This window comes from Frankia sp. Mgl5, from assembly GCF_023242985.1.
GTDB classification, from domain to species: domain Bacteria; phylum Actinomycetota; class Actinomycetes; order Frankiales; family Frankiaceae; genus Parafrankia; species Parafrankia soli.
This window is the reverse complement of the sequence record NZ_JALKFY010000618.1, coordinates 97,168-121,690: the sequence shown is the minus strand read 5'-3', so window position 1 is coordinate 121,690 and position 24,523 is coordinate 97,168. Positions and strand designations below refer to the sequence as shown.

General features: G+C 70.1%; 28 protein-coding genes. 7 read left to right on the top strand and 21 right to left on the bottom strand.

Annotated features, from left to right (window positions below; all coding sequences use genetic code 11):
* Window positions 1–1,025 precede the first annotated feature (1,025 nt).
* The 7 genes from MXD62_RS16805 (at window position 1,026) to MXD62_RS16775 (ending at window position 6,720) form a co-directional block, all read left to right on the top strand.
* Window positions 1,026–2,240 (top strand): DNA sulfur modification protein DndB, encoded by a 1,215-nt coding sequence (locus tag MXD62_RS16805; RefSeq protein WP_248830190.1) that lies wholly within the window; start codon window positions 1,026–1,028, stop codon window positions 2,238–2,240.
* Window positions 2,241–2,519: 279 nt separating this feature from the next.
* Complete coding sequence (locus MXD62_RS16800) at window positions 2,520–3,290, top strand: phosphotransferase enzyme family protein (protein ID WP_248830189.1); 771 nt, start codon at window positions 2,520–2,522, stop codon at window positions 3,288–3,290.
* A 525-nt stretch (window positions 3,291–3,815) separates the two neighbouring features.
* Entirely contained in the window at window positions 3,816–4,181 is a 366-nt protein-coding gene (locus tag MXD62_RS16795) for a type II toxin-antitoxin system RelE/ParE family toxin (RefSeq protein ID WP_368862412.1), read from the top strand.
* Window positions 4,178–4,495, top strand: coding sequence for a helix-turn-helix transcriptional regulator (locus MXD62_RS16790; RefSeq protein ID WP_248830187.1), 318 nt, complete (start codon window positions 4,178–4,180; stop codon window positions 4,493–4,495). Before MXD62_RS16795 ends, MXD62_RS16790 begins: the two co-directional genes overlap by 4 nt.
* A 773-nt stretch (window positions 4,496–5,268) precedes the next feature.
* On the top strand, window positions 5,269–6,111 hold the full coding sequence (locus MXD62_RS16785) for a hypothetical protein (protein ID WP_248830186.1): 843 nt from the start codon (window positions 5,269–5,271) through the stop codon (window positions 6,109–6,111).
* A 56-nt stretch (window positions 6,112–6,167) separates the two neighbouring features.
* Window positions 6,168–6,452 carry a hypothetical protein gene (locus tag MXD62_RS16780; protein ID WP_248830185.1) on the top strand — a complete coding sequence of 95 codons (285 nt, stop codon included), beginning with the start codon at window positions 6,168–6,170 and terminating at the stop codon, window positions 6,450–6,452.
* Window positions 6,453–6,477: 25 nt separating this feature from the next.
* Window positions 6,478–6,720 (top strand): hypothetical protein, encoded by a 243-nt coding sequence (locus tag MXD62_RS16775; RefSeq protein WP_248830184.1) that lies wholly within the window; start codon window positions 6,478–6,480, stop codon window positions 6,718–6,720.
* A gap of 82 nt (window positions 6,721–6,802) precedes the next feature.
* On the opposite strand, the gene MXD62_RS16770 is transcribed toward MXD62_RS16775, so the two are convergent.
* From MXD62_RS16770 to MXD62_RS16670, 21 genes are all read right to left on the bottom strand, one after another.
* Window positions 6,803–7,075 (bottom strand): flagellar protein, encoded by a 273-nt coding sequence (locus tag MXD62_RS16770; protein WP_248830183.1) that lies wholly within the window; start codon window positions 7,073–7,075, stop codon window positions 6,803–6,805.
* Window positions 7,068–7,979, bottom strand: a complete 912-nt coding sequence (locus MXD62_RS16765) for an N-acetylmuramoyl-L-alanine amidase (RefSeq protein WP_248830182.1) — start codon at window positions 7,977–7,979, stop codon at window positions 7,068–7,070. Before MXD62_RS16765 ends, MXD62_RS16770 begins: the two co-directional genes overlap by 8 nt.
* Window positions 7,976–8,209 carry a hypothetical protein gene (locus MXD62_RS16760; protein ID WP_248830181.1) on the bottom strand — a complete coding sequence of 78 codons (234 nt, stop codon included), beginning with the start codon at window positions 8,207–8,209 and terminating at the stop codon, window positions 7,976–7,978. The genes MXD62_RS16765 and MXD62_RS16760 overlap by 4 nt, the downstream gene beginning before the upstream one ends.
* A 3-nt stretch (window positions 8,210–8,212) precedes the next feature.
* Window positions 8,213–8,560, bottom strand: a complete 348-nt coding sequence (locus MXD62_RS16755; RefSeq protein WP_248830180.1) for a hypothetical protein — start codon at window positions 8,558–8,560, stop codon at window positions 8,213–8,215.
* A 325-nt stretch (window positions 8,561–8,885) separates the two neighbouring features.
* Window positions 8,886–14,756 (bottom strand): cellulase family glycosylhydrolase, encoded by a 5,871-nt coding sequence (locus MXD62_RS39770; RefSeq protein ID WP_248830179.1) that lies wholly within the window; start codon window positions 14,754–14,756, stop codon window positions 8,886–8,888.
* A 60-nt stretch (window positions 14,757–14,816) separates the two neighbouring features.
* Window positions 14,817–15,215 (bottom strand): hypothetical protein, encoded by a 399-nt coding sequence (locus MXD62_RS16745; RefSeq protein ID WP_248830178.1) that lies wholly within the window; start codon window positions 15,213–15,215, stop codon window positions 14,817–14,819.
* A 1-nt stretch (window position 15,216) separates the two neighbouring features.
* The gene (locus tag MXD62_RS16740; RefSeq protein ID WP_248830177.1) at window positions 15,217–15,663 is read right to left on the bottom strand and encodes a hypothetical protein; all 447 of its coding nucleotides are present in this window, start codon (window positions 15,661–15,663) and stop codon (window positions 15,217–15,219) included.
* Entirely contained in the window at window positions 15,663–16,133 is a 471-nt protein-coding gene (locus tag MXD62_RS16735) for a hypothetical protein (RefSeq protein WP_248830176.1), read from the bottom strand. Before MXD62_RS16735 ends, MXD62_RS16740 begins: the two co-directional genes overlap by 1 nt.
* Window positions 16,133–16,456 (bottom strand): hypothetical protein, encoded by a 324-nt coding sequence (locus MXD62_RS16730; RefSeq protein ID WP_248830175.1) that lies wholly within the window; start codon window positions 16,454–16,456, stop codon window positions 16,133–16,135. The genes MXD62_RS16735 and MXD62_RS16730 overlap by 1 nt, the downstream gene beginning before the upstream one ends.
* 14 nt (window positions 16,457–16,470) lie before the next feature.
* Entirely contained in the window at window positions 16,471–18,864 is a 2,394-nt protein-coding gene (locus MXD62_RS16725; RefSeq protein ID WP_248830174.1) for a phage tail tape measure protein, read from the bottom strand.
* Between the two features lie 3 nt (window positions 18,865–18,867).
* Window positions 18,868–19,086: a hypothetical protein gene (locus tag MXD62_RS16720; protein WP_248830173.1), complete on the bottom strand. Its 219-nt coding sequence runs from the start codon at window positions 19,084–19,086 to the stop codon at window positions 18,868–18,870.
* Between the two features lie 14 nt (window positions 19,087–19,100).
* Window positions 19,101–19,556 carry a hypothetical protein gene (locus MXD62_RS16715; RefSeq protein WP_248830172.1) on the bottom strand — a complete coding sequence of 152 codons (456 nt, stop codon included), beginning with the start codon at window positions 19,554–19,556 and terminating at the stop codon, window positions 19,101–19,103.
* Window positions 19,556–20,017, bottom strand: coding sequence for a phage tail tube protein (locus tag MXD62_RS16710; RefSeq protein WP_248830171.1), 462 nt, complete (start codon window positions 20,015–20,017; stop codon window positions 19,556–19,558). Before MXD62_RS16710 ends, MXD62_RS16715 begins: the two co-directional genes overlap by 1 nt.
* A gap of 13 nt (window positions 20,018–20,030) precedes the next feature.
* Window positions 20,031–20,459, bottom strand: a complete 429-nt coding sequence (locus MXD62_RS16705) for a minor capsid protein (RefSeq protein ID WP_248830170.1) — start codon at window positions 20,457–20,459, stop codon at window positions 20,031–20,033.
* Between the two features lie 2 nt (window positions 20,460–20,461).
* Window positions 20,462–20,854 carry a hypothetical protein gene (locus MXD62_RS16700; RefSeq protein WP_248830169.1) on the bottom strand — a complete coding sequence of 131 codons (393 nt, stop codon included), beginning with the start codon at window positions 20,852–20,854 and terminating at the stop codon, window positions 20,462–20,464.
* Complete coding sequence (locus MXD62_RS16695; RefSeq protein WP_248830168.1) at window positions 20,854–21,189, bottom strand: hypothetical protein; 336 nt, start codon at window positions 21,187–21,189, stop codon at window positions 20,854–20,856. Before MXD62_RS16695 ends, MXD62_RS16700 begins: the two co-directional genes overlap by 1 nt.
* Window positions 21,190–21,205: 16 nt before the next feature.
* Window positions 21,206–21,517, bottom strand: a complete 312-nt coding sequence (locus MXD62_RS16690; protein ID WP_248830167.1) for a hypothetical protein — start codon at window positions 21,515–21,517, stop codon at window positions 21,206–21,208.
* On the bottom strand, window positions 21,514–22,047 hold the full coding sequence (locus tag MXD62_RS16685; protein ID WP_248830166.1) for a hypothetical protein: 534 nt from the start codon (window positions 22,045–22,047) through the stop codon (window positions 21,514–21,516). The genes MXD62_RS16690 and MXD62_RS16685 overlap by 4 nt, the downstream gene beginning before the upstream one ends.
* A gap of 12 nt (window positions 22,048–22,059) precedes the next feature.
* Window positions 22,060–22,632, bottom strand: a complete 573-nt coding sequence (locus MXD62_RS16680) for a hypothetical protein (protein WP_248830165.1) — start codon at window positions 22,630–22,632, stop codon at window positions 22,060–22,062.
* A 1-nt stretch (window position 22,633) separates the two neighbouring features.
* Window positions 22,634–22,978: a hypothetical protein gene (locus MXD62_RS16675; protein ID WP_248830164.1), complete on the bottom strand. Its 345-nt coding sequence runs from the start codon at window positions 22,976–22,978 to the stop codon at window positions 22,634–22,636.
* Between the two features lie 220 nt (window positions 22,979–23,198).
* The gene (locus MXD62_RS16670) at window positions 23,199–24,503 is read right to left on the bottom strand and encodes a phage major capsid protein (protein ID WP_248830163.1); all 1,305 of its coding nucleotides are present in this window, start codon (window positions 24,501–24,503) and stop codon (window positions 23,199–23,201) included.
* Window positions 24,504–24,523 lie beyond the last annotated feature (20 nt).

The following is a 24,523-nucleotide window of genomic DNA, read 5'->3' as shown; positions in this document are numbered from 1 at the left end:
CGCACGACGCCGCAGCTCGGCGGGGTAAGGGGAAGGACGTGCCATGACTCGATCCTCTCAGAGAATCAAGCCTCCATCCGACCCGGGGCGGTTCAGTGAGCTGTGCGCCGGTGGAGGTGGAGTGCTGGCGCGGATCTCCCACAGCGGCGAGTCCCGTAGCGCGACGACGGGATACTCCGGTGCTGCCCGTCGAGGATCCGCATTACCGCCGGCCGCAAGAGCAGCCGCAAGTCCCTCGCGGACCTGCGACCATCGACTCAGTCGTACACCTTCTGCCGCGGCACGCTCCACAGCCCACAGCAGCGTCACCGGCTGGTGCGGCAGCAGGGTACCCCGGTTGGAAGCTCGCCGGAGCGTCACCAAAGCGCTTAAAGCGTCATCGAGATCCACTACGCAACCGTACGGCGGATGCCCCTTGGCGCGACGTCTGGATGTCACTGCCGACGCATGAGCAGATCCCTGCTTTGCAAAGTCACTTGGGATCGCGCACAGACGTCCATGGATGTCCGCCGGCTTGGCTACACGGTTGGCTACAGGCAGTCCGGCGGATCTGGACGGGGTTACGCAGCATGTGCGGCCTCCGAGGCCAGTGGTACAGCTGCCCGAACAGAGCGACCTCCCAAGAAGATCGCGGCGGCAGCTCGCATGGGGCGCTGCTCGGTTCGTCGGGACGGGCCAGCCCGCGGCCCGTCGGAACTCGAGACCGGTGGGCCGACTCACGCCAATAGTCAACAGCTGTCAAACTTTGAAGCGTCGTATCCTGCTTGCCGTCAAACCCAGCTGCCCTGACCTGGAGTTTTATAGCGATGACCTGGTAGTTGCGCCTCGAGTAGCACAACACCTCCAAAAATCTGCCTCGAGGAGGAGGATCTCTACCTCGAGGCAGTTGACCAACGCCTCGAGATAGGGCAAAGTGAAGGCCCGGCGACGACGTCGCCGGGCCTTCGTCCCCAGTTAGGGGTGCTCGCAACGCCACACTAGCTGGGGCGGAGGTCCTCACGCCAGCTGTTTTGGAGAGAGCTAGAGTGGAAATCCGTCCGAGCACCGAAATTCCCTGGGGCGAGGGCAGCCTCGTGCCCTGCATCGTGGTCGACAACCACAAGCTTCAGGCGGTAATGACCGTCGCCGCGCTGCGGCAGGCCGTCATCGAGCCAACCGACCTCGAGAATCCGAAGATCCTCGAGGCGGACAGCCGTAAGCGGGTCGCTGCAGAAGTTCGAAAGCTCGTGCAGCGAAGTGTGACGAATGCCAAGAGGACGAACGTCGCCGTCTACGGCCAGTATATTCTTGAAGGTATCCGGGGTGAGCGCACCCTATGGGACACGCCAACTATGCAGCTGTTCCGCGAGGATCCTCTCGAGCTCTACTACCTTCCAGACAATAAGGGAATCGGCTTTTTGCTCCGGCCGGGGGATTTCCTTGTAAACACGGATGGCGAGACGCAACGTCTCGCGTGGGCTTGGGCTTCTTCCCGCGAGCCGAGCGTGGATCAGGTGAAGGTAGCGGTTACGATTGCGCACGGCAAGTCCGTCGATTGGGCACGCCAAATCTTTCACGATTTCAACCTTCTAGGAGTCCGCCCCAACGTTGCGGTGGGGATCAGCATGGATAGCTCGGACCTTGCAACGCGACTTGCACGTGAACTCGAGGACCAGTCCCCGGTGCTGCGACGTAGGGTCATGCAGACCGGCCGGCAGCTTGGGAAGAACAGCCCAGAGCTGCTAACGGTCAGCGCTCTTCGTTCCGCGGTTGTCACAACACTTCTCGGACGATCGGGCCTAGCTCTCGGCTCGAAGCCTGTCGGAGATAAGTTGGCCGGCGTTGACGTCGATGCAGTCCGAAAAGCCATCATGGCGACCTGGCTGCCACTCCTCGAGATGCTCCAGCCTGAATTCAATAGGCGCAACGACACCGTGATTAGCGCTCCCGTTATAATGGCCGGTCTGGGCATGCTCGTGCATCAGACTATGCCCAACCCGCCACGGGCGATCACCACTCCCTTGCTGACCTTGGAGGACCTCAGAAGTCGGTTGTCTAAGGTTCGCTGGGATCGGACGCTGATAGTCGATGGTAAGGCGATTTCTCCCTGGGAGGGTATCGCCGGAAAGATCACTCCATCCGGGGCATTTTCGATCGGCGGAATCAAGGAATACGGCCACGCGGTGCTTGAGGCTCTGGCGGAACCGACATCCGATGCCGGGATGAAGGTGCGACTTCTCCAGGCCGTAGCGGCAGGCTAGTTCGGTGGATTGGGGGAGCTCGTAGCCTCCCTCGGGCTCTCCCCAATCTCGTCCAACGGTAGTTGGCCTTTTGCTGTGTCTCGAGCGCGACGCGCCCGGCGAGCACGGCCGCTTGCGGCCGCGCGCAGTCGGCCGCGCGGCGCGGTCTTGATCCAAAAACGAGAATTTCGGCAACGATGCGGCTTGCTCTCCGGGCGTGGCCACGCGCACTGGTCTCGGTCCCGACTCAGGGTGGTCAGTCCGGCGTACGCGCGGCGAGCGCTCGGCTAGCGTGCTGGGGTGGCAGATGACGGCGGGAACGGTGTGGACTCCGCGGGCTTCGGGGAGGCCGAAGCACGGTCGGTGCTGACTGCGGCCTGCACTGCTGCCGGGCTCGACGCGGTGGACGCGCGGATGCTGCGCCTGGGCGAGCATGCCATGTTCCGGCTCACCTCGGCACCGGTGATCGTTCGCATCGGACGCTCGGCCGACTACGCAGATGCGGCACGGCGGGAACTGGCGGTGTCCGCCTGGTTGAACTCCTCGGATGTCCCAACGGTCCAGGCGGCGGCCGAGGCAGATCAGCCGCTGATCGTGGACGGTCGGGTGGTCACGTTCTGGCAGACCGCGGGCGACGGGGACAGTTACGGGACGACGGGGGAACTCGCGGTACTGCTGCGGCGGATGCACGTGCTGACCCCTCCGCCCGGACTCGTCCTCCCAACGTTCACGCCGTTCGACCGCTCCCGGCGGCGGCTCGACGACGCGGGCCACCTTGACCCCACGGATCGGAGCTTTCTCCTAAGCCGTGTCGACGCCTTGGATGACGCCTACCGGGCCCTGCGTTTCACGCTTCCCACCGGGCCGATCCACGGGGACGCGAACGTCGGAAACGTGCTGCGGGACGACACCGGGGTCCCGGTCCTGATCGACCTCGACGGATTCGCGGTCGGCCCGCGGGAGTGGGACCTGATCCTGACCGCGATCTACTACGACCTGTACGGCTGGCACTCCGCGGACGAGTACGCGGCCTTCGTCGACGGCTACGGCATCATGGCCTGGGACGGCTAATGGGGTTGCTACAAACGGCCGATTTTCCCGGCCCTAGAGGCGCCGGAGGCGCCCCGTCGGGGGCTCGGGGGGACGTCCCCCCAGCTAGCATTACGGCTGTGCCGTAGGCGATCAAAAGATCGACAAGCATGCGGAATCAGCGCGTGGGCGCGACAGGGATCGAACCTGCGACCACTCGCTTGTAAGGCGCTCCGGGGCCAACACTGTACTTGACCTGTATATCTGCAGATCGCCGCCAAGCGTTGGGCACACAATCGAGCTGTGTCTAAACGATCTCCGCCAATCGCCTGATGTCGAACATTTTCATGACGGAATTCACAGCGACTTGGGGGTCATAGCACCGTGCCCTGGCGGCGTGTTCCACGCGAGTTGATCCCGATCGGGTCGGCCCGTGGGTGGCACACCGACGATGTCGTGGCGCAGGAAGGGTCAGCGCCCACCCACGGCGCGGCTGGATGTTCCCCTTCTTCCCGGACGCCGGTCCGGGTCTGCGGGCGAGGGTTTAGCGGGAGCTATACTTACGTGGTGGAAGGACAGCAGTGGGAGGTCTACCTCGCCAACGAGGTCCGCGACTGGATCGAGAGCCTGGACGAGGTCGCCCACGCCCGGGTCGTGCAAGCAATCGATCTTCTCGCAGAGATCGGCCCAGGGCTGGGTAGACCGCTCGTCGACACGATCAGCGGCTCGTCGCTGCCGAACCTGAAGGAACTCAGGCCGGGGACGGTCCGGATCTTGTTCTGCTTCGATCCGTGGCGTTCGAGCATCCTGCTCGTCGCCGGGGACAAGGCTGGGCAGTGGAATGCCTGGTACGCCGAGGCGATCCCGCTGGCGGAGCAGCGTTACAAGAGCTATCTGGTGGAACGCGGTCAGGAAGAGAGCGATCGGCGATGAGCGGTTACACACGGTGGTCTGACATCCGTGCCGAGCAGGTGGCCCGGGCCGGTGGGGAGGATGCGGTCGCTGCCGGCAGGCAGGAGCTTCTCGCGGTCGCGGTGGGTCATCGGCTTGCTGAGGTGCGTCGGGCGCGGGGGCTGACCCAGCAGCACGTGGCGGAGCGAATGGGCGTGACCAAGGGGCGGATCTCGCAGATCGAGCAGGGCTCGCTTTCCGGTCAGGAAGTGGTTGCTCGCTACGCTGCTGCTCTCGGTGGCCGGCTGCACCAGGCGATCTACTTCGACGACGGGGACATCGCGGCGATCGCGTGAGCCGCAGTTTCGCCACGCCGTTTGATCAGTCCGACGGCAGCACTCGAGCCCCGGAAAGCCCCGAGCCCCGCGCCGTGTGATCTTGAGTTCTAGTGGTCATCGCAACGCCCCAGTTTGAGGGGCGCGATGGACTTCGAGATTCGGCCGGACCGGAAGCCGCAGGGGCCTAGGCGGCTCCACGCGGAGCGGGTTGAATCGGCCACCGCCAGAACCATGGTCAAATACGCCCATGATCGCGCAGTTGAATTGTGCCCGACCGCTGTACGCCACGTGCAGACCTACGAAATGATCTCTACTCCACTCAGGGGCTCGTGGACACCCTCCCCCGACGGACACAATGGCTGGTCACGAGCTTGATCCAAAAATAGGCAAGCATGTGGAACCAGTGTGTGGGCGCGGCAGGGATCGAACCTGCGACCACTCGCTTGTAAGTTACTTCACCGTTAACGCAGAGCTGACCTGCATTGTTGCAGGTCGCCGTGCGCCATACGGGTACGAATTAACGTCTCCCACACGGCGGTGCCAGACGCGCTCGACACGAGCGCCTGACCGCCGGAGACACCATGCACTCCCCTACGCCCTCGACGCGAGCACGTGAGCTATCCCACAGGACAAGGAAGGCTTTCAGCGAGGCTGAGACTGCCGCGACCATCCGGCCCGGCTTCCTACTCGGCCGCTGGCACGGCCTCGGGGACTACTCCGATCTACCGGCCGAGACGCGCGCCGACGCTGGCCTAGACGCCCTCGAGGCGATGGATGAGGCGATCGTCCGGATGCAGGCCGCGCGAGACGCGCTGGCGGCCGAGCTGCTGGATGCCGGGGTCATGGCGCCAGCGCCGGCGCCGTCCGAGGATCTGCCGTCGTCGACGTGGGAGCGTCTCGTCGACGAGGGTCATTTCGAGGCGACGGAGGGGGAGCTCGCGCGGCTGGTGGTGTCGGACAAGGCCTCCGACCTGTCCGACATGGCTCGAGGACTGGTGCCGACGCGGCCGCGGCGTGGTGACGACCTCGTCCAGATGGCGTCGTCCATCGTCCACCAGGCCGAGGAGCTACTCACCGCGGCGGTCATCGCGGCCCGGGCGCGGGCGACGTCATGGAACGAGATCGACCACATCATCGGCGCCCGGGAGGACCACGACCTCGACCGTCCCGCGCGACGGCCGGCCGAGGTGCGGTACGCCGAGGCGCTGGTCCGATGGCACCGCGGGATCGACCAGCCGTACCACGTGCACGCGGCGGTCGACCGGATCCATGCGCAACTGCCGCACGAGGCGCTGCACCCGCGCCAGTCCGCCCGCCAGCTCGACGCCTGGGTCCTCGCTCGGCGGCAGCCCAGGGACTACGACGGCGGTGGGGACACCCCGGTGTCCGCACACACGGTCAGCGCCAGCGGTAACGACCACACGAGCTGGCTGATCTCGACGATGCTGGGTGTGTCGTCCCGGACGATGTACGGCCTTCGGGGGCCGGGCCCGGTGGCTACGCGGGTGCACGCGGAGCGCAAGGTGATCGCACTGGCCGCCGCGGCGACGCCCGGCAACGCGAAGGACGCGGAGACGGTGGCGGCCGCACGGGCCCAGCTCGAGACGCTGCGCCGGCCGGCGGTGTCGAAGTGATCCGGGCCAGGTGCGCGCGCTGGTGGGCGGGCCGGGAAGCTCGGCGCGCGGATCGGGTGGCGGCCGCGACTGCGGCGCTGCACACCGCTCTGCTCGAGTGGGCGGACGGCGACGTCGAGCGGACCCGGATCGTGAGGGTGCTGGCGGGCGAGTGTGGGGGGCTGTGGCTGCGGGAGGCCGCGGCCGGGCGGCTTCGCCGCTGGTTCCCGACCACCGATCATGAGGGCATGAGCGACCTGCAGGTCGCGGTCGACCTGGAAGGGCTCCGCCGCGCGTTCTACCGCGGGCAGATCGGCGGCGGGCAGTGGGAGACCGCGGCGCTACTGAGCATCATCAGCTGACATCGCCATACGACCGGGGGACCCAGTGACCGAGGACCAGGCACGACATGCAGTGGTGGTGCTGTACGGCATGACGGGCGCTGACACCACTCCCCATCGCGACGGGGGGCGGTGGTACGTCTCCGTCTCGCTCGGCATCGGCCTCCATGTCACCGTCGAGAGCGGGCCGCACGGGGGCCTGAAGGTCACCTTCCCCGACGAATCGCGCTGTCTCGCCCAGGACGTGGTCCGGGCCGGCGAACACATCCAGCTGGCGTTCTCGGCGTAGCCAGCGCACGACGAAACCGGCCCGGCCACCCCGCGCGAGGGGTGGCCGGGCCGTGTGCTGTGCGCCCTGCTGTGTGGCCGGGCTACCTGACCGGGCCCTGGTTGGTCGGGTCCAGGCTCGCGGATCCGGTGATGCCGCGGTTCGCGCCGATGGCGCTGAGGATGACATCGCCGGCGGCGCCGACGGCCGCGCCGGCCGCGGCGGAGAGCAGGAGCCGGGCGGTGGAGATGTCGCCGGCGGCGGCCGCCGCGGTGATGGCGGCCAGGCTCGATCCGAACGAGGTGACGGCCGCGCGGGTGGCGCGCTCGCCGAGGTCGCGGGCGGCCGCGGCGAGCCGGCGCAGGACGTTACGCATGCGGGTCTCCTGTCGGGATGACGGTGTACGTGCGGGGTGCGGCGAACGCGGCGAGGACGCTGTCGAGCCGCTCGAGCAGCGCGACGGCGGCGGCGGGATCGGCGACGGCGCCGCCGGCGAACAGGGTCCGGATTTCCCGGAGTGCGGTCTCCTGGGATGCGGTCCAGGCGCTGAACGGGCCGGACAGGTAGGCCTCGATCCTGGCGATCGTGCTCTGGAGGTCGCCGGCCTTGTTGTAGGTCTGCGCGAGGACGTCGCCGACGTCGCCCTGGCGGACGGCGGGCTTGACGTCGCCCATCTGCGCCCAGAGCGCGGCGAGCATCTTCGCCGCGGCCCGGTCCGCGATGGTGTTGATTTCGGCATCGGTGAGGGGCACGTCGTCCTCCGGGGGTGATGGGGTGGCCGGTCGGCCGAGGGCGGCCGCGAGGATGTCGCCGCGGCGGTTCGCGCGGATGTCGCCGGGACACGAGTGGCCGCCCCAGGCGGCGCCGCCCATCCGATGGGTGCCGAGGCCGTATCCGTCGGTCCGGTCCGTGATCTGGGCGCGCCACCCGAACACGCGCATGCCCCAGGCGAACAGCTCGCCGAGGCGCTGGACCTGGATGGCCGTGTAGTTGTCGGCGTCGGTGCCGGCGCATTCCACGCTGATCCACTGGCTGTTGCCGGCGGCCTGCGCCCAGGCTTTGTTGTCGAACTCGACGTACTGGTCGAAGTCGCCGGCGGTGGATAGCCACAGGTGGGAGCTGACTCCGGCGGCCGGGTTGGAGAACCAGCCGAAGAGCGGGGCCGTGCCCATCTGGACGTGCGGGATCAGGCCGCGGGTGGGCACGGTCATCCCGCCGTCGGAGTGGTTGATCGGGATCAGTCGCTGCCGAGCGCCCGGGTAGGTAGTGGGGTAGGTCATCTCAGGGCTCCCAGGGACCAGATGCAGGCGCCGGCGGCGACGAGGGCCAGGGCGATGAGGAGCGCGGCGTAGCGGAGCCGGTCCGCAGCCTGCTCGGCGGGTCGGCGGCCGACCGGGCCCATCCCCTGGGGAGGGGGGTTGCCGGCTCTGGTGTGACGGTCGGTCCAGGTGGCCCGGTCGATCTCGCGGCAGGGAACGCCATCGCGGACCTCGTCCCAGTAGCCGGTCATGGGCTACCCGCGTTCGGTCGGCGGCCGCGGCGCCGGGGGTGGGGCGAGCGGGCCGAGCTCGGCCTCGCAGCCCTTCGTCACGTACGCGTCATAGGCGTCCCAGGCCAGCGAGTACGTGACCGGGCCCGCCGACGAGGGCAGGCGCCGCGGTAGGTCGGCGACGTCCCGTTTGAACGCGCAGTCGGCCCGCACCTCGACGCCGAGCCGCTTCAGCGCCTGCTCGTTCCCGTCGAGGGCCCGCTCGTTGCCGTCGAGGGCCCGCTGGGTGTCCCGCACGTACCAGGCGGCGAGCACCGCGATGAGGGCCGCGAGCAGGACGGCGCCGATCCGACCCCGGACCGAGCGGATCACCGGGCCACCACCAGGATGACGGTCAGCCCGATGCAGCCGGCGGTGAAGAGGAGGGTCCAGGTCCATCCTCGCCAGACGGTGACCGCCGCGGCGGCGGGTCGTCGGGCTGCCCGCGCCGGGCCCGGTCGATCTCCCAGGCGTCGGGCAGTCCCATCATGAGAGCGCAGACGCCGACGATGATCGGCCGCTCGAGGCCGCTCGCGAGTTCGTGGATGACTCCGAGGAGTCCCACGACGCGTGAGATCGCCTCGAATGTCCCCGTGGCTATGGTCGACCATCGGCGCATGTCCCCTCATCTGGTCGTGCGGACGGTTTGGTGTGGGGGTCAGCCGTTCGGGATGGCCGTGGCGCCAGCGGCCCCCAGGAAGCGAGTCCGCACCTGGTTTCCCCACGTTGTTGGCGTCTGGTATGGGGTGCTGGTCATCGCGTTCGCGTCGAACCAGTTCCCGAATAGGAAGGCGCAGCCGCCGGCAAGGTTGTCCTGGACGCGGGGTTGGCTGGCGAAGAACGAGGTTGCACCGTCGGCCCATCCGGTGTTGGTGACGCCGCCGTTGAAGTTCCCGAACTCGGTTTCGAGCAGGATGTGCCGGCGTGCCGTCCCGCCGTTTTCGCTGGCCCACCGGGACTGATCCCAGGCGTTCCCCGGGTATTCGCTGGCGTAATCGTGCCGGGCATAGACAATGTTCGCCGGCCGGCCGGTGAGACTGGCGTCGTACGCCTCGATTCCCGTCATCCGGGTGTCGTCGTACAGGTGGCTCCAGTTGGGCGTGTCGATGACGAGCAGGCCCCGGTATCCCTGCCCGCGGAAGTTCGCGATGGTGCTCCGCATGGCGGTGTCCCAGTCCGCCGAGGACACGTTGTTGGGCTCGTTAAAGGGTTCGTAGAAAACGTACGGGTCGCTACCGATAGCGGAGATGACCGCGTTCTGCATGGCGAACGATCTTTGCCAGTTGTTCGCGGTCGCCCACTGCGCACCCGAATACGGCCCGTCCAACGAGTCCCACCAGCAGAAGCAGGTCAGTAGGCCGGCTGCGCGCAGGGTGTTCCGCCAGTCGACGACCCGTTGAATCATCGCGGTTTTGTTGGCGGCGGTCAGGCCGTTGTAGTAGTTCGCGTACAGGCGGAACCGGACGTAGTTCGCACCCCAGCTCTTGAGGGTGGCTGCGACGTTCGCGCGGTTCGCGTACTGGCCGTTGCCGAACCCGCCGTTATTGACGTTGTCTTCGATGCCCCACACGTTGCCGCCGGCGAGGTACATCCGAGGACCTGTGGTGCTGCCCATGCGTAGCGTCGAGGTGGTCGAGGTGATGTTCGCGGTCGGTGCGACGCTCGTCGGGGTGGTCGGCGTCGTGGTCGCGCCGGGCCGGTAGAGCTGCTTGTATTTCGCCGCCGAGTTCGGGTTGCCGTTGTTGTACAGGTCGCTGTCGACGTTCCCGCCGCCCATCGGGTCATCGAAATAGCATTCGGCGATGATGTGGCCGGTCTGCCGGGCGCCCTCGAACAAGCGGTACATCTTTTCGACGTAGACGGGGTTATCGCCGCCGCCGTAGAGTGTCCCGCCCGAGGACTTGTTTTGCCAGGACAGGCCCCACTCGGGCACCGCGAACTCTTTCCCGTGGTCGCGGGCCATCTTCAGGTACCAGCCGACGCCCGCGTCGGCCTTGTTACTTTCAGCGTCGAACGCGGCGGCGGTGAGGGATGCCGGGTAGTGGTCGTAATAGTTGACGCCGATGACGTCGACCCGGTCGTCGCCGGGGTAGATCCGGCTGGCGGCCATCGGGTTCGTGTGCCCGTTCATGATCCAGGCGATTTTCACGCCCGGATATGCGGCCTTCACGACCTGCGAGATCCGCCGGAAACCGTTCTTGTACTCGGTATCGGTCGAGTACTGCTGGGCCCCGTTGCCATAGCCCCAGGAGAAGTAAGAGCCGTTGGCTTCCCATGCCACGGCCAGGATCGTGGGCGGCCTGCCGGCGGCCTCGTCGCGCTGTTTGAGGATGGTGGCGAACTGGGTCCACTGGGTATCGTAGGCGCCGGAAGCCAGTGCACTGTAAGTGCAGCCGATATTCAGCGGGAACGGGGAGACCAGCAGGATCATGCGAATGTTCGGGCTGGTGAACGCGGCGGGCTGGCCGGTGTTCGGCATGAACGACGACCAGCCGTTCGTCCTCGTGTTGTACAGGTGGGCGGTGGTCGAGGGCCGCCCGCGCCATGCCCCCCACGCCTCGGCGCCGGCCTGGCTCGCCGAGCTGCTGTTGCGGTCGCCGCCGGAGGTCCAGAAGCCGGTCGGTGCTGGTGGTTCAGGGTCGGGGGTGGTGGGCGGCGGGTCTTCGGGGACTTCGGGGGTCGGGGTGGTCGGGTCCTGGCCGGGCACGTCCCCGTAGGTCAGTGCCGAGGTGACGGGCGAGAGCGACAGGCGCATCCGCATCGCGCGCAGCGGCCCATCCGACCAGCTCTCGATCTTGTCGACGAAGCCGGAGATCTCGTCGGCGCCGGCGGTGTCGGGCAGGTCGCCGGCGGAGATGAAATCGCCGAGCTCGAGGCACAGCAGCGCGCGGGCGAGCTGCGGGCGGCCGGCCAGGTCGAACTCGACGGTTTTGATCTCGCTGCGGGGGGTGGCGCGGGCGCGCAGCACCGCCCGGCCGTGGTCGTAGACCTCCTGGTCGCTCTGGACGTGTAGCTCCCGCGCGGGAGCCTCAACTTCGCCGTACTTCGTGCGGCTGGCCCGGTCGATGAGCCGGTAGCGGGCGCCGCGCGGGCGGGAGACGACGATGGTGTTCGCGAGCCGGGACCGGTCGAGGCGGGGCGACAGGCCGGCGCGGGCGGGGCTCATCTGTCCGCCGGCGAAGACGAACCGGGGCGTCGGGGTGGCGCGGTGGAGCCGGTTGTGGGCCATGACTCGCCCGTCCGCGGACATCATCAGCTGGCCGGCGGCGTGGCCGAGTGTGGTCCGTAGGGCTTGGAGCAGGCTGGTGCGGTCCGCCCAGTGGGCGGCCAGCAGCACGCTTTGACCCCGGTCGAAGCGGGTGTAGGGCAGGGCGAAACCGGCGTACTCGCAGATCGTCGCCGCGCGCACCGATTCGGATTCGGGGACGCCTTGGGAGATGTGCTGCTCGAGGTAGGTGATGATCGCGTCGGGGAGCACCCTGTTGGCGAACAGGACGTGCTGTATGCGGCCGCGGAACGGGAAGGTCAGGTTCCCGCCGATGGGGGTGTAGGTGCCCCCCAGGTAGGCGCGGGTGGGGGTACCGACCACGGAGAACGGGTCGTTGGTCAGGGTGGCGGAGATGTCGGACCCGTAGATCCGGATCCGGATCCGGCCGTACCGGCCAACCGTCGGGTCGTAGGTGACGGCCAGCGAGTACGGGCTGTCCGCGTCGTACCGGAACGGGGTCTCGATCACCACCGCGGAGTAGGACGAGACCTCGATGCTCCCGGTCGGGGTGACGGAGATCTGGAACCCGGGCAAATACGGGAGGTTCGATTCCAGCGCGTTGCGGTAGATGATCTGGTACTGGCCGGTGGAGGCGGGGATTGCGAGCCGGACGAGGAATGTCCACCCCTGCCCGCGCTTGGGGATGGCGCTGGTGAGGCCGGTGACCTCGAGGACGTCGCCCTTCCCGCCGGTGATGTCGCCGTCGTTGAACTGGAGCACGGTGGCGTCGCCGTCGCCGGTGTGCCCGGAACTGAGCTTCGGGTTGAACGACTGCCCGCCGAAGTCGGACCCGCCGCTGCCCGCGGTGGCGGCGCGCAGGATCGCAGTGCCGCCGTCGCCGGCGATGTCCCCCGCGGTACGGCTCCCGGACTCCTCCGTCAACGGCAGGTAGGAATCGCCGACCGCCCGGTAGATGATCTCCGACTGGTGGGGGGGCATCAGCTTGATGGACGCGAGCAGCTCGAACCCGTCGACGCAGTTCACCTGCACATCGCCGACACCGTCGGCGGCCGGCATGTTGTTCCACTCGTCGGTGTAGAACACCCCGCCTGGGTAGAGCGCGCCGTCGAGCTCCCAGACCAGGGTGACCTGCTGGCGCAGGTCGACGGGATAGCCGTCGCCGCCCGGGGTGAACAGGCCGTCGAAGTTGTTGAGGACGAATTTCGCCGTGCCGGCCTCGAAGTCGACCAGGTCCGTGGACCGGCCGCGGGTCTCCCCGGGCCGGCGGCGTAGCCGGGAGCCGACGTTGACGCCGAACTGGCGGATCGGCCAGGCGTCGACGAAGTGGGTTTCGCCGAGGTCGCAGCCCTCGACGAGTACCCCGATGACCAGGTGGCGGCCGCCGTCGGGGGCGGTGGTCCGCAGGCCGGGCCAGGTGTAGCCCTCCCGGGTGACGTAGCCGGTGCCCTCGTCCTGCTCGATCAGGTCGGAGCTCAGGACCTCTTCGTCGTCGTCGAGCCAGGTTGCGGAGACGCGGACGGTGCGGTTCGGGTCGCCGGGGGCGGGGCGGATCGGCAGCCAGATCAGGTAGTTGCGACCGGAGGCGGCGACGTCCCCGAAGTCGACACCGAGGATGAAACTGATGTCGCCGGCCGACCCGGTGCGGGTGATGGCCAGGTGGGTGGCGCCGGCCTGCGGCGCGACGGTCGAGATCGACGGGCTGGTACCAGCCCCCCAGATGATCGCCGGCAGGCTGCTGATCGCCGCAACATCGAACGTGCTGTAGGAGCCGAGAGCGGTACTGGGCAGGGTCAGGAGCTCCATCGGGCCGGAGTCGAACACCATGCCCAGGTGCGGTGTGGGCACGCCGGGCTCCACGACCGGCTCGGGTAGCGCGTCCGGTGCCCCCTCGGCGCCGGGCAGCGGAGGATCCGGCGGTCCCTCCTCGCCGGGCGGCGGCGCCCACGGCAGGCCGTACTTCTGCGCCCGGTCGCCGAGCAGGCCGGCCATCTCGGCATCAGCTACTGCCCGGCCGATGACGAGGATCTCCGTGATCTCCCCGTTGAGCCACGCGCCGTTGCGGGTCGACGACGCGCCGAGGATGAGCCCGGGGAGCCCCGCGGCCGGGCCGGTGCCGGTCGTACCGCTCCCGGTCGAGGTCATGGAGTCGTAGAACGTCCGGGTGCCGCTGCCGTTGAACACGACGCCGGCGATGTGCCAGCCCTGGACAGACAGCGACGTCGGGTCGTCGACCTGGCCGGCCGTGCCCGCGCCCACGGTGAGCCGGGCCGGGCGCGCGGACGCGTGGGTGTAGACCAGGTTCCGGCCGGACCACAGGTCCATCCACGCGGACAACGTCGTCCACCTGTGGACGACGATCACCGTCAGGGGAACCGGGTAGGTACGGCTCCAGCCGCCAGTGTCCAGGCTTTGCTGCAACGCCGCGGTGAACGTGACCGCGCCCTGGCCGTTGACCCGGTTCGTCCGGTACACCGGCCGGGCCGCGCCGACTGCGGCCAGCGGGGCGGTTTCCACGCCGGCGTGCACCGGCCACGACGACACCGGCGCCCCGTCGGCCAGGCCGGCCAGGTCGGCGGCGTCCCAGGAGGCGATCAGGCCGGCGATCTGCTCGGCCTCGGAGAGGAACGCGGGCGCGCCGACCGTCGAGGTCGTGACGATGGTGTCCGGTTCCAGCAGGAGACTGCCGAGCTCGACGGCCTGCCAGGTGGTGATCTTCGCGGTGCTGTTCGCGTTGGTGAAGTCCAGCCCCACCGCGGTGTTGGTGGCGAGGCTGGCCGTGCTGTCGGTGCCCTGCCAGACCAGCGCGTTGTCGACGTAGACGGTCAGCGCGGTGTCGTCGATCGCGGCGCGGAGCACGCAGGGCACGACCAGCGGCACGGCCAGGGCGCCATCGGGGCCGCTGATGTCGGTGCCCACGCCCGCTTCCCAGCGGACGATCCGGACCTCGTCGGCCTGCTCGGAGACCTGGACCTGATAGCCGGCGAGGCCCGCGCCCGCGCCCATCCGCAGCCACACTCCGGCGGCCCGGTCGACCGCGGCGTCGAGCGCGGTGATCTCGATCTCGACGGAATGGTCAGGGTGGGAGAGGGCGGACGTGCAGCGGAACACATCCGCCCCGGACGCCGTGGTTCCGGTGGCCTGGTTGCCGACGATCTGCCCGGCGCCGGCAAGTGCCTCCCAGTCCAGCCAGGTGCGCGCGGGGGTCTCGATGTCACCGTCGGCGCCGGTGAACTCCTCGCGCAGCTGCCCGGGGATCTGCTCGGGGACCCATTCGCCGGGCGGCATGACGGGATACGGCACAGGTCACCCCCCGGGGCAGAACGTCAGCGGTGACTGCGGGCCGGGCGGGGGGTGGTGCTGTCAGGCGAGTTCGGCGACGCCCCAGAGGCGGATCGTGCAACCCGACGTCCACGAGGTGTACGGGACGGCGGTGGCGAGGTCGGTCATCCCCTCCCGCACGATGATCGAGTTGATCGTCGTCGAGGTGAAGCCGTGGACGCCGGAGTAGATCCCCAGGCTCGGGTGGAACGTGCGCGCGTGGCCGGTCTGCGCCAGCGTCGTGTTGGGGGTGAACGGGATCGATACCTGGACGGTGCCGCCGACGGTCGTGGTCGAGCCGAACTGAATGAAGATCCGGTAGTAGACGGCCCCCGGGGCGAGGAACAGATATCGGGCACCCATGGACCCGTCGCCGAGGGTGATGTTGGTGAGGGTGGGGACCCAGGTCGCCGGCGGCGGGTTGCCCAGGATGATCGGCATGTCAGGTCAGCTCCGTGACCCGGGCCGTACCGGACGCAGCCGACCACACACCCGTGATCAGGGTCGTGACGACGATGGTCATCTCGTAGGTAGCACCCGGCGGCAGCTTGATCGAGTAGTTCGACGTCGACGCGGTCGTCCCGTCGAAGGTCAGGTACAGGTCCGCGGTGCTGTCGTTGACCACGATCAGGCCGAGCCGGGCGCTGTTCGCCGCGCGGATCGTCACCGAGCTGAGCGACGCGGACACGTTCACCAGCGTGGCCGTGCTCGCCGCCCGCGGCCGGACGCTCGCCGCGCCGGCGGAATCGATCCCCACGACCCGCCCGACGTTCACCCCGTCACCGATGACGACGGCCTGCTGGTGCTGACCGGACCCGCCGACGTTCTGCGTGTCGATCGTGATCGTGGCGCCGCCGGCGTCCTTCGCGGTGATGCTGCTGTCGGACATCAGCTACCCCCTCCCATCGTCCAGGTGAACACGCCGGTCTCCCGCCACAGGACCCGCAGCACGCCGTCGACGGGGTAGTCGCCGCCCAGGTCGATCAGCAGGATCGCGTTGTTCCCGGCGAGGGCGTCGGCGTAGAGCTGCAGGTAGTGGATCCCGGTCGCGGTCACCCCGGACACGGCCACGTTGCCCATGTCGTACACGGCGACCCCGGACCCGGCCGGGCCGAAGGTGGGCGCCGTCGAGGTCCCCCCGGCGGCGGCCGCGGACAGGGCGACCCCGCCCGCCGGCCAGCCTGTGCCGGTCACCTCGTTGGAGGCGTACGCGCCGACCCCGTAGGCGGTGTCGGTGTTGAGGTTCGGCGCGATGCTGCCGTTGAACAGGGCGATCTTGTGCGCGGTCGAGTCCAGGTCGAGGGCGATGTCCTGGCGGAGCACCCCGACCATGGTCGGGACGTACAGACCCGAGGGCATCAGAGGTGATCCCGAGCTGGGTGGTCGCCGCGGGAGTGGTCGCCGCAGCGGCACGGGGCGTACCCGCCGGCGGCCGGGTCGACGCGTGGCCGCTGCGGGGCCTGGCCGGCGTGGACGACGGTGCCGGCGCGGATCGTGGCCGGCCGCAACGTCAGGTCGGTCCCGCCGTCACCGCGCTGCGTCGTCGTGTGCCCCTGCTCGTCGGTCACCTCCTTGAACCGGCGGCCGGCCTCGTCGCGGCCCTCCCGCACCTGCGGACCGATCTGCCCGGCGCGCACGAAACCGATCGATCGCAGCTTGTCCAGGTCCATCGGGGTGGGCATACCTACCTCCTCGCTCAGATGTTCGACCGGTCGTAGCTGCGCCACTTCTCCTGCAGCAGCGGCAACATCTCGGTGGTGAGCCGCTCCATCCCGGACCGGTCGGAGTACACCGGCCCAGCGAAGGTGATCTGCGGGGCGAAGACCGGCATGGCACCGCCGTCGCTGCCGCGCACGGGTGCGCCGGCGAGAGATGCGCCGAGCGTCGGGACCTGGAGTCCGCTGGTCACGGCCGACGTCATGGCGGCGTCGATGGCCCCTGCCTCGCGGTCGATGCCGGCCGCGATGCCTGCGGCGATCCGCGCACCGCGGCGCCACGGTTCGCCGTCGCCGTAGAGCGGGCCCCACTTCACCGGCGAGCCGGGCAGGAACCCACCGATCTTGCTCGTGATCTTTCCCATGGTCCGACCGACGGCGCCGATCATGCTCTCGAGCCCGTCGATCAACCCCTGCACGACCTTCTTGCCGGCGCTGAACAGCCACGAGGCCGCGTTCGCGAAGTGCCCGCCGATGAAGCTGCCGATCTGCGACAGCCAGCCGTTGGCGGTTCCCCAGGCGCCTTGGATGCCGCCGAGTAGGCCGGAGATGATGTTCCGGCCAGCGTTCAGGAGCCAGCTGGCTGCGCTCAGGAAGTAGCCGAGGATGGTCCCGTAGATCGCGCCGTAGAAGTTCAGGACCAGTAGGAACGCGGTCTTGATCCCGGAGAGCAGCCCGCCAATGATCTTGCTTCCGGCGTCGAGGAGCCACTGGGCCGCGTTGAGGAAGTAGCCCAGGATCGTCCCGTAGACGGTGGCGTAGAAGCCGACGACGAGTAGGAACGCGGTCTTGATCCCGCCGAGCAGCCCGCCAATGATCTTGCTTCCGGCGTCGAGGAGCCACTGTCCGGCGGAGACGAAGAACCCCAGCACCGCGCCGAAGATCCCCCCGAAGAAGCCGATCACGGCCGACCAGGCCCCGGCGATCCCGCCCAGCAGCCCGCTAACGATCTTGCTTCCGGCGTCGAGGAGCCACGAGCCGGCCGAGGAGAACCAGCCCGCGAACATGCCCGGCAGGCCGGAGAACCAGCCCGCCACGGCACCCCACGCCGAGGAGATCGCGTTCCACACGGCCGCGGCCGCGCCCTTGATCTCATCCCAGTACATGATGATCAGCGCGACGGCGGCGCCGATCGCCATCGCCGCCCAGCCGACCGGCCCCATGGCCATGATCCATCCGGCGGCCACCTGCGCACCCATCACCAGGGCGCCCAGGCCGAGGGCGATCAGCACCGGGATCGCGACCTGTTTGACCAGGTCCGAGTGCTCGGTGATCCAGTCGGTCGCCTTCTGCAGGTACGGCAGGGCCTGCGATACGGCCGTGGCCAGGCCCTGGGAGAACTGGCGCTTGAGGGACTCCAGGGACTGGGCGGTGGTGCCACCGACCTGGTCGGCGAGCCGCTGCGCCGCGCCGGAGGTGTTGTCGAGCGCCGTACCCGCTGTCGCGGACGCCGGGTCCATCGCGAGCAGCGCGTCGACGGACTCGCCGGCCATGTCACCGAACAAGGCCACCTGCAGCTGAGCCCGCTTGGCTGGGTCCTCGACGCCGCGCAGCGCGTCGAGGGTGGCCTGCAGTGCCGCCTTGGCCTCGGGGCCGCCCTTCCCGAGGTCGGTCAGCATTTGCTTCGAGTCCAGGCCGAGGCCTTTGAACCCGGCGGCGGCGCGGTCGGTCTCCTCGGAGGTGATCCGGCCGAACTCGTGCAGCACGTCGGCGGCCTGGTCGATGTCCTTACCGCCCGCGTTCACGTACTGGCTCATCAAGCCGAACGAGGTCTGGGCGTCGAGGCCGATGCGCTTCAAATGGACGCCGTACTCGGTGACGATCGCCGGAAGATCACCAACCATGGACTTCGGGAGGGTCTGCGCGGCCGCGGTGAGCGTGTTGAATGCCTCGACGCTGTCGTCGACCAGGCCCTGTTTGACCATCGCGCCGGCGGCGGTCGCGGCCTCTGACACGTCGATGTCGAAGGTCCGTGCGAGTGCCATTGCGCTTTTGGTGGCCTGCTGCATCCCAGCTTCGGACATTTCCTCGACGCCGGAGAACGAGGACACGACGGAGCCGAGCGCCTCGTTGACGTCGTCGAGGCTCTCGCCCCAGCCGGAGGCGTACACCGCGCCGCTGGCCCGGCCGATGGCGGCGGCCTCCTCCCCGGTCGCGCCGAGTGAGGCGGTCAGTTTGGCGGTGGCCGTCTCCATGTCCATGGCGTCGGACAGGCCCTTGGCGAGCATCGCCCCGCCGATCGCCCCGGCCGCCAGGCCAGCGGTTTTCAGGTGGTCGCCGAGGCCGGCGAACCGGCCACGGGCACGCTCCTCGCCCTCCTCCATCTCCGAGTCGTCGAACCGCAGACGGGCGAGGAGCTCCCCGACGGTGAACACGGCTCACCTCCGTCCGCGGGCGCGTGCTTCGGCGAGCTGCTGCTCGGGGGTGGACCGTTCCGGTTCGCCGGCGACCGCGTGCCGCCACCGGGACTGGTCAGACAGGCCGAGGACCCGGCCGAGGAACCACCGCCAGGAGCGGGCGGTGAGGATGTCCGCGGTGCCGGGTGGGCCGTCGAGGTCGAGGCCGTACTCGCGGTGGAAGTCCGCGCACAGCAGCACCCAGTGCTGAACGATCAGCCGCCGGAGGCGGGCCTCGGCGGCCTGCGACGCCGCGGCCGCTGATTGCCCCGACGTGCCGGCCGGTTCGGGCCCGTCGTCGGGGCCGGGGCGTTTCCCCGGCGTTCCGCCATCCGCTGCCGGTAGGCGTCGAGCACCAGCCGTAGCAGGTCAGGGAACGTGTGTTCGGGGACGCCGTCGAGCAGCTCGGTGGCCTGCCGGCCGAACAGGCCGCGCAGCATGCTCTCCGCCTCGGTGTCGGTGACCCGACTGTTCTGGCCGCGTGCCTCCAGCGCGCTGGCACGCAGCATGAACCCGGACGGCAGCGATGCGGGCAGGTCCCACAGCCGGCCGCCCACCCGGATCGTGACGGGCGTAGCGGTGTCGTGTTCGGCGAGGTAGGCGTCGAAGTCGATCGTGACGTGACGATCGGCCTCGCCCGGGTCCTGGCCGTCGAGGGCGACACGGACCATCAGACGACGGCGTCCGTGTCCGGCGCCCCGCACGTCATGATGTCGAACTCGAGGGGGGCGAGGTCGTAGGCGCCGCCGCCGCTCGACTTCTTCACGTCGACGTTGCAGCCCCAGACCAGCCAGGTGGCCAGGTCCGCCGACTCGCGGTAGCGGACCCGGGTCTGGGCCTCGGCGAGCTGGGCGTCGCCGAGCTCGCTGATCCGGGCCTGGGCGGCGTTCATGGCCCCGGTGTCGAGGTCCCGGCGGGTCTTCATGGTCACGGAGAACTTCCAGCCGCGGCCGGTCACCCGGTCGTTCTGCCATCCCTCGTCGCCCCAGGCGTCGACGGCCTGGCGCTGGGTGCCGGCGCCGCGGTCCAGGTCCAGGCTCTCGATCAGTGGGGTGAGGTCGAGCCAGGTGTCGGTGACGGCGGACTCGATCTCCAGGACTGCGCCCCGCGTGGCGGTGACATCCTCGGCCATGGCCGGTCTCCTCTCAGGTCGGCCGGCCGATGAACAGCCGGGCGTTGATGACGTGCTGGTGGCGGCGGGTGGCGTCCCGGCCGAGCCAGCCGGGCCGGCCCGCGTTGAGGCGGACCACCGCCAGCCAGGTCCCCCCGGGCAGGGTGGTGTTGTGGGCGTCGCGGAGCTCGCCGGCGACCGCGTCGCACAGCTGGTCGGAGTCGGCCAGGTCGTCGGGGCGGCCGCGGGAGCGGACCTGTAGCGGGACCTCGAGCGCGCCGCGGATCTGCCCGAGTTCCATCGGGGCGACGGCCAGGCCCACCGCGCGGTCCAGCGTCGGGGGGATCGGCCCGACGATGAGCGCCGCCCGCACGTCGGCCGGGTCGTACGGCTCGGCGGGTGACCAGGCGAGCAGGTCCGGGCGGCGGGCGGCGAGCCATTCGGCGAGCTCGTCGAGCAGCACGGTCAGAGGTCTCCGCCGGCGTCGATCGCCTGGCGGATGTCGTCGGCGATCATCTCGAACACGTCGTTCTTGTTGGTCTCGAGTGCCTGCTCGAGGAACTTCGCCTGCCCGCCGCTCGGGTGTTGCAGCTCGAGGTCCTCGTGTTGGCGGATCGCGTAGGCCTGCGGCAGTCCGCCGCGGCCGCCGTAGGTGATGTCGACGGTGAGACTGCCCTCGTCGACGTCGTCCTCGCGGGACTCCCGCAGGTCCCCGGACTCCACCGGGATGCGCCGGTCGGAGGCGTCCCCGATCAGCTCCGCGGCCGCGCGCAGTCCCTCGAGGGCGGCCGCGCGCACCGCGGCGGTCAGCTCACCCCCACGCCACACGAACTCCGCGCCGCGGCGGGTGCCGGCCATCAGGCCAGGTCCAGCACGCCGAGGGTGATACCGGTGTCGTCGGTGAGGTCGACGTGCACCAGGCCGGTGGCCTGCCGGTAGATCGTCTCCCGGGTGTCGATCCGCACGGTCGCCCCGGCCGCCACGGTGCGGGTGTCGTCCGCGATCGCCAGCCCGGCCTTCCCCAGCGCGCCCGGGGTGATGACCGTGACCGGGTGCGCGGAAGCGTCGGCGTTGCGAACGATCAACTGGCGGTGTGGTGACCAGGCGAACGAATGGTCGTTGACGTCGTCGCCGGTGGTCGGGTGCAGGTTGCTGTTCTGCGCGGTGACGACAGTGATCGGGACGCGCGCCATGGTGGGGGACCTCCGGTCAGGTGAGAGCGATCTCGATGTGATCCGGGGTCGGCAACCCGCCCCCGTCGGCGGTCGTGACCACGACCGCGATGGCCACCCGCCCGCCGGCGGTCACCCTCGAGCCGGACGGGCAGTCCGTGCCCGCAGGCAGGAACACCGCGGTGTCGGAGACGACCTCCTCGCCGGTGGCGGAGGTGACGGTGCGCCGCTTGTCCTGGACCATCGCCGGCGCGGTGAACCCCGGACCGAACGCGGCCCCGGTCCCGGTGGAGCCGGCCAGCGGCTCGATCAGGACCGTGTGCGGTAGCAGCCAGCCAGGGAGGGTCATCGTTCGCCCGCCCGCAGGCCGTCGAGCTGGCGGCGTTCGGCCTCGAGCAGCTCCGCACCGGCGGCCGCGGCCGCGCCGTAGGACAGGTTGACCGCGCCGATCGTCGCCGCGGACAGCCGGCCCGGGTTCTGCACCAGGCGCAGCGCGACGGCCAGGGCAACCGCGCGGGCCGCCGGCGGGGGCACCTGGTAGCCGTGGGTGTAGGTCACGGTGACCGGCACCCCGTACGGCCAGATCCACCCGCCGGGCCGGACGAGCACGCCGGCGCGCCGCAGCTGCCAGCCGGTCTCCTCGAGGGCGGTGCCGTCGACCTCGACGGCGCTGACCGTGTGCACGGGCAGCTCGGGTAGCAGCAGCACCCCATGCCCGGACCCGTCGAGGGTGATCACGTCGTTCTCGACGTAGTCGAGCAGCTGCTCGACCTCGGCGCGCACCGCGGCCTCGGCCAGCGACCGGGCGAGCGTCGCGGCCGCTGGCGGGATGTCGGCCTGGGCGAGCGTCGAGAGGTCCACCAACTCGAACAGGTCCACGCCCAGGCCCGTCTACCGGGCGACCACGAACGGGACGCCGGCGCGCACCGTCGGGGTGGCGATCGTCGCCGGCGCGTCGGTGAGGGCCGAGCCGTGGGTGACGGCCAGGTTCAGGTCCCCGGTGACGACCGGGCCGGCGACACCGGTCTGGGCCAGGTGGCCGGCCAGCGTCTGCACCGTCGCCGCGGCGACGATCAGGCTCGCCCAGTAGTAGCCGTCCGCGCTGATGTCGACCGGGCTCGCGAGGTCGAACGTCTTGAGGGCGTTCGCGGCCCACGCGGCCGAGGTGGCGTCCGCGCTCTTGCGTAGCAGCGCCGGCGTCGCGGCCGCCGAGTACAGCGCGGCGAGCTGCGTCGTCCCGGTGGCCAGCGCGGTGGCGCCGGACACCCAGGTCAGGGAGGTGACCCGCTCGCCGCGGCGCAGGAACAGCGGGGTAGCGACCGCGACGCCCGACGTGGCGGCGGTGAGGTTCGCCGAGGCGAACAGCCGCGGCATGGACGCCCGGTAGAAGCCGCTCGCGGCACTGGCACGCAGGCCGTTGGCCTCGGTGGCGCCGGACGGGTAGGGGTACGGGGACGCGACCACGTCAGTTCTCCTCGTTCGGATCGTCGCCGTCGCCGGCGGGCGGGACCTGCTCGCCGTCCGACGCGCCGTCGCCGGCGGGCGGGGTCTGCTCGCTGTCCGGCGCGTCGGTGCCGGCGGGTGGGGTCTGTGCTTCGGCCGAGGCCTGCGCCGCGCCGGCCGGGCGGGCGCGGCGGCGGGCGGCCGGCGCCGGCCGCTTCTTGTGCCCGGCCTCGCCCTGGCCGCCGTCGGTCGGAGCCGGCGCGGCCGCCGGCGCGGGCGCTGGCGTGGCCGGCTCGGGCGGGGCGGGGACCTTCACGATGTAGCTCATGCCGGATCGGGTGGTGCGGGTCTCACGGACGAGCGGCATGCCGCCACCTCCGGGGGTCGTGGGGGGCCCCGCGCCCGCCCGGCCCCCCCCGGGGGGGGGGGGGGGGCCCCCCGCAGGCGCGGAAGGCCCCCCCCCCGGGGGGGCGGGGCGGCCACGGCCACCCCGGGCCGGCCGCTGGTCGTGGAGTGACCGACGCACGCCCGGCCGGGCGTCCCGCAGACCGGGCAGACTCCGCGGCCGCGGGCGGACGTCAGCAGCATCAGGCGGTCAGGTCGATCTCGATGAACGCCGACGGCCGGCGGATGTAGAACGCCGCCCGCAGCTCGGCCAGGAACGCCACCAGGTTGCGAGTGAAGAAATCCGCGTGCGAGTCGGAGACCTGGACCGACGCCTGCTCGCGGTCGATGAGGACCGCCATCCGCCAGTCGGCCAGCAGGCCCGTGCCGGCGGGGACCTCCTCGGACTCCAGCCGCGGCAGACCCCACAGGGTCGGCCCCTCCCCGGCCGCAACCGGCCCGCCGAAGTAGTAGCGGTTCTCGCCGTCCTTGAGCAGGTCGAACCGCTCGGCGTCCTCGGGGTTCAGGACGTAGGCGTTCGGGACGCGCCGGCCGATCCGGCGGATCTTCGTCTTCGCCTTGCGGGCGGTGGTGAGCAGGTCGGTGTCCCACGCCTGGGCCTGCGTGCCCGGGGTGTTCAGCACGCCGAGCAGGTCCTCGCCGGTGCCGGACCCGTTGAAGATCTGGTACTCGAGCTGCTCGGCGAGCCCGTCGAGCAGGAACGAATCGATCAGCGTCCGGATCTGGCCCGGGTCGGCCAGCGCCCGCTTGGTCGCGGGGATCCAGTGCGCGATCGTCTTGACCGTCGTCGAGTCCTTCTCCAGCACGAACCCTGACTCCGGCTTGACGCCGGCCTGCTCGGGGGTGACTTCCGGGGAGCCGGAGCCGACCGGGGCGGCGGTCGTCGCCTCGGCGACCGGCGCGGCGTTGTTCGTCCGCGCGCCTTCGCGCACGTACTCGACGGTGTCGGTCGCCGTGCTGCCGATCGTGAGCAGGCCGCGGGCGATCAGCGGCGGGCCGACGTAGGTGTCGACGACACCGTCATAGTCGGGCCGGACGAGCGCGCCGGCGGACGTGTCGGACTCGCCGGTGATCAGCGCCTTACGGCCCAGGGTCTTGCCGAGGATGACCGGCGGCGACTGCACGCCCCGCGCCGAGTCCGGGATCCGCCCGCCCGGGAACGCGCTCTTGAGCCACGGGTCGAGGCCGGCGACGACCCGCTGCCCCATGCTGCCCTTGGTGCCCCCGGCGACGGCGGACGGCGTCGGCCGCTGGTCGACCAGGCCGGCACCCTCGAGGCCCTTGAGCGCGGCGAGCAGCGACGCGCCCTGCCCGGCCTTCTCCAACAGGCCCTTGAGTCGCTGGCCCTCGTCGATGTGCGTCTTCACCGTGGCCATCTCGTCCGCGGTGAACTCGCGGCCTTCGGTCTCGGCCTTGGCGGCGATCGCCCGGGCGGCCTCGAGCTCTTTGCGGATACCCGCCCGCAGCTCGTCGGGGGTCTTGGACATGTGGGGCCCTCCTGTGGGCA

Bases quoted from the DNA above. Each gene is read 5' to 3' on its own strand.
- MXD62_RS16790 (WP_248830187.1), top strand. From the start codon at position 4,178: ATGAGCGGTTACACACGGTGGTCTGACATCCGTGCCGAGCAGGTGGCC.
- MXD62_RS16785 (WP_248830186.1), top strand. From the start codon at position 5,269: ATGCAGGCCGCGCGAGACGCGCTGGCGGCCGAGCTGCTGGATGCCGGG.
- MXD62_RS16770 (WP_248830183.1), bottom strand. From the start codon at position 7,075: ATGCGTAACGTCCTGCGCCGGCTCGCCGCGGCCGCCCGCGACCTCGGC.
- MXD62_RS16765 (WP_248830182.1), bottom strand. From the start codon at position 7,979: ATGACCTACCCCACTACCTACCCGGGCGCTCGGCAGCGACTGATCCCG.
- MXD62_RS16760 (WP_248830181.1), bottom strand. From the start codon at position 8,209: ATGACCGGCTACTGGGACGAGGTCCGCGATGGCGTTCCCTGCCGCGAG.
- MXD62_RS16745 (WP_248830178.1), bottom strand. From the start codon at position 15,215: ATGCCGATCATCCTGGGCAACCCGCCGCCGGCGACCTGGGTCCCCACC.
- MXD62_RS16740 (WP_248830177.1), bottom strand. From the start codon at position 15,663: ATGTCCGACAGCAGCATCACCGCGAAGGACGCCGGCGGCGCCACGATC.
- MXD62_RS16735 (WP_248830176.1), bottom strand. From the start codon at position 16,133: ATGCCCTCGGGTCTGTACGTCCCGACCATGGTCGGGGTGCTCCGCCAG.
- MXD62_RS16730 (WP_248830175.1), bottom strand. From the start codon at position 16,456: ATGCCCACCCCGATGGACCTGGACAAGCTGCGATCGATCGGTTTCGTG.
- MXD62_RS16715 (WP_248830172.1), bottom strand. From the start codon at position 19,556: ATGGTCCGTGTCGCCCTCGACGGCCAGGACCCGGGCGAGGCCGATCGT.
- MXD62_RS16710 (WP_248830171.1), bottom strand. From the start codon at position 20,017: ATGGCCGAGGATGTCACCGCCACGCGGGGCGCAGTCCTGGAGATCGAG.
- MXD62_RS16700 (WP_248830169.1), bottom strand. From the start codon at position 20,854: ATGGCCGGCACCCGCCGCGGCGCGGAGTTCGTGTGGCGTGGGGGTGAG.
- MXD62_RS16695 (WP_248830168.1), bottom strand. From the start codon at position 21,189: ATGGCGCGCGTCCCGATCACTGTCGTCACCGCGCAGAACAGCAACCTG.
- MXD62_RS16690 (WP_248830167.1), bottom strand. From the start codon at position 21,517: ATGACCCTCCCTGGCTGGCTGCTACCGCACACGGTCCTGATCGAGCCG.
- MXD62_RS16675 (WP_248830164.1), bottom strand. From the start codon at position 22,978: ATGCCGCTCGTCCGTGAGACCCGCACCACCCGATCCGGCATGAGCTAC.
- MXD62_RS16670 (WP_248830163.1), bottom strand. From the start codon at position 24,503: ATGTCCAAGACCCCCGACGAGCTGCGGGCGGGTATCCGCAAAGAGCTC.